Here is a 13,182-nt window from a genome sequence, read left to right as displayed (position 1 = left end):
TTCAGACGATTTTCATACAAATCGCTCTTTCGGGAGGACTCTCCTTCATGCGCGCCGCGGTCGCCCGCAGCGACGCCCGGCGCGCCGTCAGATATCGCTCGTGCGGCGCAATCCCGGGCGCTTCGGCCGCTCCCCCGCGGCTGGTCCGGTCCCTTCATCGGGCCGCGCCGAAGACCGCAGCGCGACGCCCGACGACACCAGCAGCAGGCCGCCCAGCATCACGAACGGCGCCGCCACACCGGCGAGCCCCGCCACCAGCCCCGCGGTGGCCGGTGCGGCGACCTGGCCGAGGCGGTTGCCGGTCAGCCGCAGGGCGAGGGCGGTGGAGCGGGCGCCGTCGGGGGCGGCCTGGACCACCGTCGTCATGGACAGCGGCTGTCCGACGCCCAGGCAGAAACCGAGCAGGGCGAGCATCACCGCCAGCGCCCACACCGGGACCGGCAGCGCGACGCCCGCGCAGAGGAAGGCCGCCAGCAGACACGTCACCGTGAGGAGCAGGGCGCGCCCCAGCAGCCGTAGCAGCGGGGTCAGCACCAGACGGCAGGCGATGGTGGCGGCCGCGCGCAGGCTCAGCAGCAGGCCGATCACCGAGGGGGCGATGCCCCGGTGCTCGCCGACCACCGGAAGGTAGGCGGTGAGGATGTCCGTGGCGGACAGCACGGACAGGCTCACGAGGATGCCTCCGGGCACGCCCCGGGACCGCAGGATGTGCCCGACGGACACCCGGTCGCCCGGTGCGGCAGGGGACTTGGCAGCGGCGTCGCGATGCTCGATGCGCCACAGCGAGGTGAACGCGACGGCCGCCCCGGCGCCCGCGACCAGCAGCGCGAGCGCGCTCGTGCCCGCCCGGTCGGAGCCACCGATCAGCGCGCCGGCCGCGATCGGGCCGACCAGCTGGCCGAGGGAGGCGCCGATGGTGAAGTGCCCGAAGTTGCGGTCCTGTTCGTGCGGGGCGGACTGCCGGGCGACCAGCGACTGGGAACCGATGACGAAGCACAGGTGCCCGAGGCCCATCACCCCGCTCCAGACCGCCATGGCCCAGAGGGAGCCGGCGACACCGCTCAGCGCGCAGCCGCCGGATATCAGGACCACACCGACGGGCAGCAGCGGCGCGCACCGCCCGTGGTCGGTACGGCGGCCGAGCGGTACGGCCGCGAAGAGCGGCAGCAGCGCGTACACACCGGCGATGACACCGATCGCCCGCTCGTCCGCGCCCAGCGCGAGGGCCCGGTAGGAGACGGCGGGCCGGGCCATCGACACCGCCCCCTGCGCGAAGCTGAAGGCGATGACGAGGCGGAGCAGCCAGCCGCGGTTCCCACCGGGCACCATGTTCAAGTCTCCCTGGACGAAGGTCAGATGATGCCGAAGAGGATGCCCGCCCCGAGGATCACGAGGCAGGTGAGCGCGGCCCATTTGACGACGAACCGGGTGTGGTCGCCGAACTCCACCTTGGCCATGCCGACCAGGACGTACACGGCCGGGACGAGCGGGCTCGACATGTGCAGGGGCTGGCCGACGAGGGAGGCGCGGGCCATCTCCAGCGGGGTGACGCCGTGCGCGGCGCCGGCCTCGGCGAGGACCGGCAGGACACCGAAGTAGAAGCCGTCGTTCGACATGAAGTAGGTCAGCGGGAGGCTCAGCACGCCGGTGACGAGGGCCATGTGCGGGCCCATGCCGTCCGGGATGACGTCGACCATCCAGCGGGCCATGTGGTCGACCATGCCGGTGCCCTGGAGGACGCCGGTGAAGACGGCGGCGGCGAAGACCATGCCGGAGACGTTGAGGACGTTGTCCGCGTGGGCGGCCAGGCGGGCCTTCTGGTCGGGGATGTGCGGGAAGTTCACGGTGAGCGCGAGCGCGGCGCCGAGCAGGAACAGCACCGGGATCGGCAGCCACTCCATGATCATGCAGGTGAGGAGGGTGACCGTGAGCAGCGCGTTGAACCAGTACAGCTTGGGGCGCAGGGTGGGGCGGTCGGGGTCGAGGACCTGGAAGCGCTCGGCGTCGCCGGCCTCGTCGTCCTCGGCGTCGGTGCCGGAGCCGGACCCGCCGGTGGTCACCGCGGCCTTGCCGGTGCCGGATTTACCGGAGCCGGCGCCCACCAGGACGGTCTCGGTCTCCTCGACCTTCTCCTCCACCAGGACCTCGCCCAGCGTGAGCACGCCCAGCCGCTTGCGCTCGCGCATGCCGAGGACGTACGAGAGGACGAAGACGCCCAGCAGGCCGACGGCCAGGGCCGGGATCATCGGCACGAAGATGTCGCTGGCGTCGAGCTTCAGCGCGGTGGCGGCGCGGGCCGTCGGACCGCCCCAGGGCAGCGTGTTCATCACGCCGTTGGCCATGGCGGCGACACCGGTCATCACGACCAGGCTCATCTTCAGGCGCTTGTACAGCGGGTACATCGCCGAGACGGTGATCATGAAGGTGGTCGAGCCGTCGCCGTCGAGCGAGACGATCGCGGCGAGCACCGCGGTGCCCACGACGATCCGCATCGGGTCGGCCTTGCAGAACTTCAGGATGCCCCGGACGATCGGGTCGAAGAGGCCGACGTCGATCATCACCCCGAAGTAGACGATCGCGAACATGAGCATCGCCGCGGTGGGGGCGAGGCTGGTGACGCCTTCGATGACGTAGTCACCGAGCTTGGCGCCTTTCCCGACGAAGACACAGAACAGTGCCGGGATCAGCACGAGCGCCGCGATCGGCGACATCTTCTTCATCATGATCAGGACCAGGAAGGTCGCGATCATGGCGAAGCCGAGGATGGTCAGCATGAGTGGATACCTAACGTTCGCCCTTGAACTCCCACCGGAGCCGGCAGTGCGATGACGTTAGGACCCGTCAAGTGGCGTTAACAAGACGTTGACGTGCGAGCAATAAGCGCAAAACTCCAGGTCACGGACTTGCGATCAGTTCGACGGGCACTCCGTTGAGGACCGCGTTGCCTGACAGGGGGTCAAGGAGGGTGCCGTCGAGCAGCTGGTTCACATTGACACCGGGGTCCTGGGCCGCGTGCCGCGTACGGGTCCCGGGGCGGTCGTGGCCCCAGCCGTGCGGCAGGCTCACCACACCCCGCCGTACCGTGTCCGTGATCTCCACCGGCGCGATCACCGCTCCCCCGGCCCCCTTGATCCCGACCCGCTGCCCGTCGACGAGCCGCAGGCCCTCCGCGTCCTCGGGGTGGATGTGCAGGGTGCAGCGGTTGGTGCCGCCGGTGAGGGCGGGGACGTTGTGCATCCAGCTGTTGTTGGAGCGCAGGTGCCGGCGGCCGACGAGGACGAACCCGTCGGCCCGGTGCCGCAGGGCCTCCCGCAGCCGGGGGAGGTCGTCCGCGATCGGCCCCGGCAGCAGCTCGACCTTGCCGCTGCGGGTCTTCAGCGGCTGCGGCAGCCGGGACGTCAGCGGACCGAGGTCGATGCCGTGCGGATGCGCGAGCAGCTTGGTCAGGCTGAGCCCGTCCGGTCGTACGCCGAAACCGTCGCCGTAGGGACCCAGGCGCAGCATCATGTCGAGCCGCCGCTCGGGGCCGGTGTCGCCCTTCAGGAGGGCCGCGAGTTCCCGCGGGTCGCGGCCGTGCACGGGCGAGTGGGTCTCCTTGACCGCCTTGCCGAGGGTCTGGCCGATGACCAGGTCGTCCACGGCGGACGGGTCGGCGCCGTGCATGCCGGTGACGGCGAGGACCAGCCGGGCGAGGATCTCCGTCTCCGCCATCCGGCCGGGCTCCAGCGGGACGGCGGGGCGGGTGTAGCGGACCTGGTTGCGCACGGCCAGGGTGTTGAAGGCGAAGTCGTGGTGGGGGCTCTGGGAGGGCGGGGGCGGCGGCAGCACGACGTGGGCGTGGCGTGAGGTCTCGTTGAGGTACGGGTCCACGCTGACCATGAAGTCGAGGGAGCCGAGGGCCTTGTCGAGCCGGTCGCCGTCGGGTGCGGAGAGGACCGGGTTGGCGGCGACGGCGACGAGGGCGCGGATCGGCTCGCCCTCCGCGGTCGTGGTGTCGATCTCCTCGGCGAGCGCGGAGAGCGGCAACTCGCCCTTGGCCTCGGGGTGTTGACTCACCCGGGAGTGCCAGCGTCCGAGGGCGAAGCCGTGGCTGGGTCCGGCGGGCCGGGGGGTGCGGTCGGTGGCGGCCTGCGGGAAGAGGGCGCCGCCGGGCCGGTCGAGGTTGCCGGTGAGGATGTTGAGCACGTCGACGAGCCAGCTGGCGAGGGTGCCGTGCGGGACCGTGCAGCTGCCGATGCGGCCGTACACGGCGGCCGTCGGGGCGGCGGCGAGTTCGCGGGCGAGCAGGCGTGTCTCCGAGGCGTCCACGTCACAGGCCTCGGCGACGGCCTCGGGGGTGAAATCCCTTACGGCTTCGCGGAGTTCGTCGAGCCCTTGCAGATGAGGGGCCAACTCCCCGGTGTCGACCAGCTCTTCCTCGAAGAGGACGTGCGCCATCGCCGCGAGCAGCAGTGCGTCGGTGCCGGGACGGATGGCGATGTGCCGGTCGGCGAGCTTCGCGGTGCGGGTGCGGCGGGGGTCGATGACGGTGAGGGTGCCGCCGCGGGCCTTGAGCGCCTTGAGCTTGCCGGGGAAGTCGGGGGCGGTGCACAGACTCCCGTTGGACTCCAGGGGGTTGGCGCCGAGGAGGAGCAGGTGGTCGGTGTGGTCGAGGTCGGGTACGGGGATGGCGTTGGCGTCGCCGTACAGCAGGCCGCTGGAGACGTGCTTGGGCATCTGGTCGACCGTGGAGGCGGTGAAGACGCTCCGGGTGCCGAGCCCGGCGAGCAGCACCGGCGGGTAGAGGGCGCCGGCCATGGTGTGCACGTTGGGGTTGCCGAGGACGACTCCGACGGAGTTCGCCCCGTGGCCCTCGACGACGGCCCGGATTCCGGCGGCGACCGCGTCGAAGGCCTCCGCCCAGGTGGCCTCGCGCAGCTCCCCGTCCCGGCGCACGAGGGGGGTGCGCAGCCGGTCGGGGTCGCCGTCGACGGCCCCGAAGGAGGCGCCCTTCGGGCAGATGAACCCCTTGCTGAACACGTCGTCGCGGTCGCCGCGGGCGCCGGTGACCCGGGTCCCTTCGACGGTGAGCGTCAGACCACAGGTGGCCTCGCACAGGGGGCAGATACGCAGAGCGGTGCGGGACACGGGTCCTCCCGGGGCAGCGGTGCCTGTCCGGGTGAGCATACCGACCGGTATGAACGGAGGGGAGGGGTTGCCGGACCTCAGTCCAGAACGCGCGCCAGATACGCCCGCAACATCTCCCGGGCCTCCTGGATGATCCGTTCGTCGCCCTCCGGTGCCATCCGGAAGGCCAGGTGGACGAGGGTGTCCGCGGTTTCCGTGGCGATCAGGAAGGTGCGGCGGAGGTCGTCGTCGGGTTCACGGGCGAGGTAGCCGGACAGGAGGTCGGTGAGGCGGTCGGCGACGCGGTGGTTGGGTTCGGCGTGGCGGGCGCCGACGGGGATCTGGTTGCCGAAGTCGACCAGGGAGAAGCCGGGGGCGGTGCGCTTCATGGCCAGGTACTCGTCCAGGACGACGTCCATGACCGTACGCCAGCCGCCCTCCTCGCCCGACTTCTGGAGGCGGTCGGTGACCCGCTCGGTGAAGCGTTCGAGGTTGCGCTGGGCGAGGGCGTCGGCCATCTGCCGCTTGTTGCCGAAGAAGCGGTAGACCGAGCCGATGGGGACGCCGGCGCGCAGGGCGACGGCGCGGGTGCTCAGGTCGTCGTAGCCGACCTCGTCGAGCAGGTCGGCACAGGCGTCGAGGATTCTGGTCAGCCGTTCGGCACTGCGCCGCTGCACGGGGGCGCGGCGAAGCGGGGTCGCTTGGGGCACGGGCTTCATGATGCCTTTCCGCCGTGGTCGGGTGAACCCCGCCACCTGGTACGGGGCCGGGGGCTCGCGGTGCTCACCGGTCACCGCCGGTGCTCGCCGTGAGCCACGTTCCGTGATCGCCGTCGCGAGCGCTCACCGTGAGGGGGGTCACGGCGGGGCCGCCGCCGGCCGCGGGTATTGCGCCGGAGCCGGTGTCGCCCGTGAACGCGGTGGAGGCGGTTCCGGAACCGGCGCCGGTGGTGGCGGAGGTGACGGCCCCGAAGCCGCCGCCGGTGGTCGCCGGGTAGACCGTGCCGGAATCGCCGCCGCCCGTGGTCGCCGGGTAGACCGTGCCGGAATCGCCGCCGCCGGTGGTCACTGTGAACGTCGGGCCGGAGCCGGTGACGCCGGTCAGCGCCGCGAACCGCGCCCCGGAGTCGCCGTCGCGTGCCCCGGAGGCGCCCTCGCCCGCGCTCGGCGCGGACTGCGCCCCCGAGCCGTCCCCGCCCGTGCCCGCCGTCGACTCCGCACCGGGGACCGACTCCGCGCCCGGCGTCCCGCCCCCCGTGCTCGTCGACGGCTGCGGCTCCGACGCCGTGACGTCCGCCGTGCTCTCCACCGGGTCGCCGTCCACGGCCCACACGGTGCCGTCGTCGGCGTAGAGGCGGGCGGTGACCTTGTGGGTGCCCTGCGGGACGTACGCGGCCGCGAGCCGGTAGTCGGGGGTGCGCAGGGTGGTGACCGGGCGGTCGTCCACGAAGAGGACGGCGACGCCCCGGCCGGGGACCGCCTCGGCCTTGGTGTTGCTGGGCGAGAAGTCGAAGTTCTCGACGGTCAGCCGCACCGACCAGCAGTCGTCGGTGGCCGGCTGCACCTCTATGCCGACCTCGGGGGCGCTGTCCTTGTCCACCTCGCGGTAGTGCCGGCCCTCCTGGTCGGTGTCGTCGAGGACCTTGCCCACCGGTGAGACCGACGTGCCTTCCTTGTGCTCCTTGGCCCCACTGGCGCCACAGCTCACGGATCCGGTCACCAGCACGACACAGACCGCGAGCGCGGCAAGGAGTCCCCGCGTCCACGACATGCCGGGGAGCCTAGAACACGGGTACGACACCGCGAATCCCCCTGTGGTCTGGTTCTCGTCCTCCTCCCTGAGGAGGTCACGAGCGGGGAAATCGGTTCCACGGAACGGCACCCTTGCGCCGCCGAAACCGCAATCCTACGGTAGTCCATAGGAATCAGACCGCAAGGGAGCGACCATGAGCGGGGACGCAGCGATCACGCGCGGCGACGCACGCAAGACCGCCGAGGGCCTGGCGTACCTGTCCGGTTTCGGCAACGAACACGCCTCGGAGGCCGTCCCCGGCGCCCTCCCCGAGGGCCGCAACGCCCCCCAGCGCGCGCCCCTCGGCCTCTACTCGGAGCAGCTCAGCGGTACGGCCTTCACCGAGCCCCGCGCCCACAACCGCCGCTCCTGGCTGTACCGCATCCGCCCCTCGGCCGCGCACCCCGCGTTCACCCACACCCACCACGGCCGGATCCGTACAGCCCCCTTCACCGAGTCGGTCCCCGACCCCAACCGGCTGCGCTGGGACCCGCTGCCGGAGCCCGGTGAGGGCACCGACTTCCTGGCCGGACTGTGGACCCTCGGCGGCAACGGCGACGTCACCCAGCGCACCGGCATGGCCGTGCACCTCTACCACGCCACCGACTCCATGGACCGCGTCTTCAGCGACGCCGACGGTGAGCTGCTGATCGTCCCGGAGCGCGGCGGGCTGCTGCTGCGCACGGAGTTCGGACTGCTGCATGTGGAGCCGGGCCATGTGGCGCTGATCCCTCGTGGGGTGCGCTTCCGTGTGGAGCTGCTCGACGAGTCGGCCAGGGGTTATGTGTGTGAGAACTACGGGGCCCCTTTCCAGCTCCCCGACCTCGGCCCGATCGGCGCCAACGGCCTCGCCAACGCCCGCGACTTCCGGGCCCCCGTCGCCGCTTACGAGGACGTCGAGGGGCCGGTGGAGGTGGTCAACAAGTTCTGCGGCAACCTCTGGACCGCGACCTACGACCACTCCCCGCTCGACGTCGTCGCCTGGCACGGCAACCATGTGCCGTACGTCTACGACCTGCGCCGCTTCAACGTCATCGGCTCCATCTCCTACGACCACCCCGACCCGTCGATCTTCACCGTGCTGACGTCCCCGTCGGACACCCCTGGGCTGGCCGGCGTGGACTTCGTGGTCTTCGCGCCGCGCTGGCTGGTGGGCGAGGACACCTTCCGGCCGCCGTACTTCCACCGCAACGTGATGAGCGAGTACATGGGCCTGATCGAGGGCGTGTACGACGCGAAGACCGCCGGAAAGGGGGGCTTCGTGCCGGGCGGCGGCTCGCTGCACAACATGATGTCGGCGCACGGACCGGACCGGGAGACGTTCGACCGGGCGAGCGCCGCCGAGCTGCGGCCGCAGAAGATCGACGACGGGCTGGCGTTCATGTTCGAGACCCGCTGGCCGGTGACGCTCACCGCACACGCGGCCCGGGCGGACCACCTCCAGCCGCACTACGACGACGTGTGGCGGGGCCTGGAACGTCACTTCCGCCCACCGAACTGACCCACCCGCCCCACGGATCCGCCCGATGCCCTGACCCACCCGCCCCGCGAGTCCGGTCGGCCCCGCGGATCCGCCCGTCACACCGACCCGCCCGTCCCGGAAATCCGCCCACCGCACCGACCCCCACCCATCTCGCAGATCCACCCGTCATACCGACCCACCCGCCCCACGGATCCGCCCACCGCCACCGATCCCCCGTTGCACCGACCGATCCGCGAAAGGTACGGATAGCCCGTGACCTCCTTCGCTCCGGACTCGATCGTCCTGAACCGCAAGCTGCCGCTCTGGTACCAGGTGTCGCAGTCGCTGCGCGCCTCGATACTCGGCCGCTCACCCCAGGACCCGCTCCGCCTGCCCACCGAGGAACAGCTGGCCGGGCACTACGGCGTGAGCGTGCTGACCATGCGGCAGGCGCTCAAGGAGCTGGAGGACGAGGGGCTCATCACCCGGCACCGCCGCCGGGGCACCTTCATCGAGCCGGACGCGCGAAGGGGCAGCCCGGTCCGGCTGCTCGGCTCGGTGGACGCGATCGTGGCCCAGCAGTCCGGTATGACGACCGAGCTGCTCGAGCACGGCAAGTCCGCGGTGCCCACCGAACTCGCCGAGCACTTCCCGGCGTTGGACGAGGTGGCGGCGTACCACCGGCTGCGCAGCGACGAGCGGACGGGCGAGCCGACCAACCACGCCCGCAACTACGTCCGCCCCGAACTGGCCGCGCGCATCGACCCGTCGGACCTGGTGCGCTGGCCGATGACGAAGGTGCTGCGGGATGTCGTCGGCGCGGACATCAGCCGCATCACGGACACCGTGGAGGCCCGGCTCGCGGACCCGGAGACGGCCCGGCTGCTCCAAGTCCCGCTGCTCAGCCCGATCCTGCACTACACGGGCCTGTCGTACGACACGGAGGGCCGGGTGCTGGACGCGGCGGTGATCCACTACCGCGGCGACCGCTTCTCCTTCTCGGTGACTCTGGAAGCCACATGAGCTCACTGTCCGTCGCAGGTCGTACGATGCCCAGCGTGACGCACGACGACGCTCCGCCACTCGCGGACCTCATGCCGTGGTCCGTCGCACCGCCGCGGCTCGGCCGGGGCTGGCCGACGGGTCCCGACGCGGCATCCCTGAAGGCCCGCTGGGACGCGCTGCTCAAGGCCGAGGGCCCCGACCGGGAAGCCCTGTTCGAGCCCACCCGCTCCCGGACCCTGCGCTCGGCGGTCGGACAGCTGCCGGGGCGCACGGGCGGCACGGAGCGGCTCGCCCGGGCCACCGGCCCCTGCCCGGAGCCGGTACGGGTCCTGCACGCGCCGTTCGACGAGCAGTGGCTGATCCCGGACCACCGGCTGATCGACGCGGCCCGGCCCGAGCTGTGGCGGGTGGCGGACGAGGAGCAGGTGTTCGTGGTGGAGACACCCTCGGACGGCCCGGGCCCCCAGCTCCTCGCGACCTCGGTGCTGCCCCTGCTCCGCCCGGGTCGCATCCGCCCGCTGTACCGCCGCCCCGGCGGCACGGAACCCAACCTGGCCCCGGGCCTCCTGGAACATCTGCGGGCCCGCCTCGGCGTCCCGGTGGAGCCCCTGGACGTCCTCGCCTGGATCCTGACAGCCGTCCGCCCGGACCTCAGCGTCCCGCTCACCGACGACCCCGAACTCTGGTCCCGGGGCGTCGAGTCGGGCCACCGCACGCTCTGGTTGATGCGCCGCGACGGCGACCGCCCCAAGCTCCCCGGCGGCCGCCGCCCCTACGTCCGCGCGCCCCTGCCGTCCCACCCCCTGGCCCTGGACTACGACCGCGACGAGGAGGCCCTCCTGCTGGACGAGGGCCGCATCTCCCCGGTACCGCCGGAGGCCTGGGACTTCGAGGCGGGCGGGGTGCGGGTGCTGGAGCAGTGGTTCACGGCCCGCGTCACGGAACCGGAGCCGGGCACGCTGGCGGCGATCCGCCCGGCGACCTGGCCGCAGACGTGGACGTCGGAACTCCTGGAACTGATCACGGTGCTGGCGCTGCTGGCCGATCTCGAGCCACCGCAGGAAGAGTTGACGTCACGGATCACGACGAACGAACTGCGTAAGGCAGGCGTGCTACCGGCCCCGGACTCGGCCCGCAGGCCGGCCTCGGTCCTGGACGGGCACGAGGAGGGGCCGGAGGGCCAGCTCACGCTCATCTAGGCTCTGGGCGCGAACCCGTCCAGCACCCGCCCCAACATCCGCTCGAACACCGCGTCGAGATCAATGGGCCCGGCATCCTCCGCGAAAGACGCCGCCAACCGCGGATACGCCCCGGAAGCCACCTGACTCCCCAGATACGCGATCCGCACCGCGTTCTCCTGCTCCTCCGACCAGGGCAGCGACCGCACCCGCTCAGCCGTGGAGAGTTCGTTCGAGACGTACGTCGTCACGCACCCGTTGAGCATCGCGACCAGCTCGATCTTCGTGCCGTAGGGGGCGTCCAGCGGGTCGAGGCAGGCGAGGCAGTGCTCCAGATAGCGCAGGGCGTTGGGGCTGAAGCCGTACACCCCCGACATCAGCCGGACCATCCAGGCGTGCCGGTGCATGAGCGCCTTGGTCTGGCGCGCGTTGCGGAGCATGTCGGCCCGCCAGTCCCCCGTCGGCTCGAACAGCTCGTGCTCCCCGCTGACCGCGTCCACCATCAGCTCGTACAGGTCCTCCTTGCGGGGGACGTAGTTGTAGAGCGACATCGTGCCGCAGCCCAGCTCGGCCGCCACGTGTCGCATGGACACGGCGTCCAGGCCCCCGGCATCCGCCAGCCGCACCGCCGCCGCCGCGATGTCCGCCCTGGTGAACGCGGGTTTGGGCCCACGCCCGGTCCGTTCGGGACGAGCCCAGATCACTTCGGGTACGGCCGCTCGGCCCGCCATCGATCATCACCTCGGCCACCATCCTAGTTACGTACAGCGTACGTAGTGCGCTATGGTCCTGCCATGACTTCTACGTACGCTGTACTTAGTGAAGGTCTGGAGAAGCGGTTCGGGGAGGTCCATGCCCTGCGCGGCCTCGATCTCGCGGTCGCTCCGGGCACGGTCTGCGGCATCCTCGGCCCCAACGGCGCGGGCAAGACCACGGCGATACGGCTGCTGACCACGCTGCTGCGGCCGGACGCCGGCTCCGCGCGGGTCGCCGGGCACGACCTGGTCCGGGAGCCGGAGGCGGTCCGCCGCGCGATCGCCGTCACCGGGCAGTACGCGTCGGTCGACGGGGACCTGACCGGACGGCAGAACCTCCGGCTGTTCGCCCGGCTGCACCGGGTGCGGGGGCCGGCCGAGCGGGCCGCCGAGCTGCTGGAGCGCTTCGGCCTGTCAGAGGCCGCCGACCGGGCCGCGTCCACCTACTCGGGCGGGATGCGCCGCCGCCTCGACCTCGCGGCGAGCCTGGTCCGCCGTCCCGAGATCCTGTTCCTCGACGAGCCCACGACCGGGCTCGACCCGGCCAGCCGCAACGCCGTCCGGGACGCCGTACGCGATCTCACGGCGGACGGCACGACCGTGCTGCTGACCACGCAGTACCTGGAGGAGGCCGACCAACTCGCCCACGACATCGCCCTGATGGACCGGGGGCGGGTCGCTCACACGGGGTCACCGGCCCAGCTCAAGGCGCTGATCGGAGCACATGTCGAGATCGTCGTCGCGGACCCGGACGTCCTGGTGAAGGCGGCCGGGGTCCTCGACCAACTCACGGGCGGGGAACCGTCGTTCGACCACGAACGGAACGCGGTCGGCGCGGTCACCCGGGACACCACGCTCACGCTCCCCCGGCTGGTACGTGAACTGGACGCGGCGGGCGTGCCGTTGCTCGACGCGAGCATCCGGCCGCCGACCCTCGACGACGTCTTCCTGCGACTGACCGAGGAGGTGGCCGCATGAGCACGCTGGCCTACGACGGCACGGCCATGCTGGGGCGTCAGCTGCGGCGGGTACGGAACAACCCCGGGCTGCTGGTCCTGACCCAGACCATGCCGATCACCATGCTGCTGTTCTTCGGATACGTGTTCGGCAGCGCGCTGGCGATGCCGGGCGAGGAGTACCGGTCCTTCCTGGTGCCGGGTCTGCTGGTGGCGACGGCGGCGAACGGGATCATGACCGGGATGTTCCAGGCGGCCCAGGACGTCCACCGGGGCGTGACGGACCGGCTGCGCACCCTGCCGATCAGCCGGGCAGCCGTACCGCTGGGACAGTCGGTCGCGGACGTCCTGGTGACCGCCGTCGGCATGGTGCCGTTCCTGCTGGTGGGGCTCGCCGTGGGCTGGCGCGTCGAGGGGTCCGCGCTCCAAGCGGTGGGCGCCGTGGGGCTGTTGTTGCTGTTCCGGTTCGCGACGACCTGGATCGGCATCTACCTCGGCCTGCTCACCGGCAGCGAGGAGGCCGCGGGTCAGCTGGGCGGGGCCACGTTCGTGCTGCCGCTGCTGTCCAACGCGTACATTCCGGCCGAGGGCCTGCCCGGCTGGCTGCGCACCCTCGCCGAGTGGAACCCGATCAGCGCGGTGACCACGGCTCTGCGGAAGCTGTTCGGGAACGCGCCGGTGCCGGAGGGCGCGGCCTGGCCGGTGGCCCATCCGGTCGCCGGGTCACTGCTGTGGTGCACGCTGCTGCTCGCGGCCTTCGCGCCGCTCGCCGTACGGCGGTACGGCCGCGGGGAGGGCTGAACGCCTCGTGCCGGGAGGAGAGTTCGGGCCCTGCCGGGGCCCGGGCCGACCTCGGAGGCGTGCATGCCAAAGATGGTGCGTACGGGGAGGCCGAGCCGGGGGCGTGACCCTCGCTCGGCCGGCTCACC

At 71.9% G+C, this 13,182-nt stretch carries 11 protein-coding genes; 5 read left to right on the top strand and 6 right to left on the bottom strand.

The window, feature by feature from the left end; genetic code table 11:
• Positions 1 to 87: 87 nt before the first annotated feature.
• The 5 genes from OHN19_RS34570 to OHN19_RS44020 form a co-directional block, all read right to left on the bottom strand.
• On the bottom strand, positions 88 to 1,329 hold the full coding sequence (locus OHN19_RS34570) for an MFS transporter (RefSeq protein WP_330267959.1): 1,242 nt from the start codon (positions 1,327 to 1,329) through the stop codon (positions 88 to 90).
• 23 nt (positions 1,330 to 1,352) lie between these two features.
• Positions 1,353 to 2,774 (bottom strand): citrate:proton symporter, encoded by a 1,422-nt coding sequence (locus OHN19_RS34565; RefSeq protein ID WP_330267958.1) that lies wholly within the window; start codon positions 2,772 to 2,774, stop codon positions 1,353 to 1,355.
• A 121-nt stretch (positions 2,775 to 2,895) separates the two neighbouring features.
• Entirely contained in the window at positions 2,896 to 5,127 is a 2,232-nt protein-coding gene (locus OHN19_RS34560; protein WP_330267957.1) for a molybdopterin oxidoreductase family protein, read from the bottom strand.
• A gap of 77 nt (positions 5,128 to 5,204) precedes the next feature.
• Positions 5,205 to 5,825, bottom strand: coding sequence for a TetR/AcrR family transcriptional regulator (locus OHN19_RS34555; protein ID WP_330267956.1), 621 nt, complete (start codon positions 5,823 to 5,825; stop codon positions 5,205 to 5,207).
• A 64-nt stretch (positions 5,826 to 5,889) separates the two neighbouring features.
• On the bottom strand, positions 5,890 to 6,876 hold the full coding sequence (locus OHN19_RS44020) for a hypothetical protein (RefSeq protein WP_419249553.1): 987 nt from the start codon (positions 6,874 to 6,876) through the stop codon (positions 5,890 to 5,892).
• A gap of 175 nt (positions 6,877 to 7,051) precedes the next feature.
• Here OHN19_RS44020 and hmgA point away from each other — a divergent pair, with 175 nt between their 5' ends.
• The 3 genes from hmgA to OHN19_RS34535 all read left to right on the top strand — a co-directional run bounded on the left by hmgA (position 7,052) and on the right by OHN19_RS34535 (position 10,563).
• Positions 7,052 to 8,398, top strand: a complete 1,347-nt coding sequence (hmgA, locus tag OHN19_RS34545; RefSeq protein ID WP_330267955.1) for a homogentisate 1,2-dioxygenase — start codon at positions 7,052 to 7,054, stop codon at positions 8,396 to 8,398.
• Between the two features lie 234 nt (positions 8,399 to 8,632).
• Positions 8,633 to 9,382, top strand: a complete 750-nt coding sequence (locus OHN19_RS34540; RefSeq protein WP_330267954.1) for a GntR family transcriptional regulator — start codon at positions 8,633 to 8,635, stop codon at positions 9,380 to 9,382.
• Positions 9,383 to 9,408: 26 nt separating this feature from the next.
• On the top strand, positions 9,409 to 10,563 hold the full coding sequence (locus OHN19_RS34535; RefSeq protein WP_330267953.1) for a type ISP restriction/modification enzyme: 1,155 nt from the start codon (positions 9,409 to 9,411) through the stop codon (positions 10,561 to 10,563).
• Here the strand turns inward: OHN19_RS34535 and OHN19_RS34530 are convergent.
• Complete coding sequence (locus OHN19_RS34530) at positions 10,560 to 11,273, bottom strand: TetR/AcrR family transcriptional regulator (RefSeq protein ID WP_330267952.1); 714 nt, start codon at positions 11,271 to 11,273, stop codon at positions 10,560 to 10,562. The two genes, OHN19_RS34535 and OHN19_RS34530, sit on opposite strands and share 4 nt — an antisense overlap.
• A gap of 63 nt (positions 11,274 to 11,336) precedes the next feature.
• On the opposite strand from OHN19_RS34530, the gene OHN19_RS34525 reads away from it, so the two are divergent.
• Together OHN19_RS34525 and OHN19_RS34520 are read left to right on the top strand one after the other, a co-directional pair.
• Positions 11,337 to 12,275, top strand: a complete 939-nt coding sequence (locus tag OHN19_RS34525) for an ATP-binding cassette domain-containing protein (RefSeq protein WP_330267951.1) — start codon at positions 11,337 to 11,339, stop codon at positions 12,273 to 12,275.
• A complete protein-coding gene (locus OHN19_RS34520) occupies positions 12,272 to 13,054 on the top strand; it encodes an ABC transporter permease (protein ID WP_330267950.1) in 783 nt (260 codons plus the stop codon). The genes OHN19_RS34525 and OHN19_RS34520 overlap by 4 nt, the downstream gene beginning before the upstream one ends.
• The last annotated feature ends 128 nt before the right edge of the window (positions 13,055 to 13,182 follow it).

Origin of the sequence: Streptomyces griseorubiginosus, from assembly GCF_036345115.1 — a bacterium.
Taxonomy (GTDB): Bacteria; Actinomycetota; Actinomycetes; order Streptomycetales; family Streptomycetaceae; genus Streptomyces; species Streptomyces griseorubiginosus_C.
The sequence above is the reverse complement of the archived record's forward strand: the minus strand, read 5'-3'. Positions and strand labels throughout refer to the sequence as shown.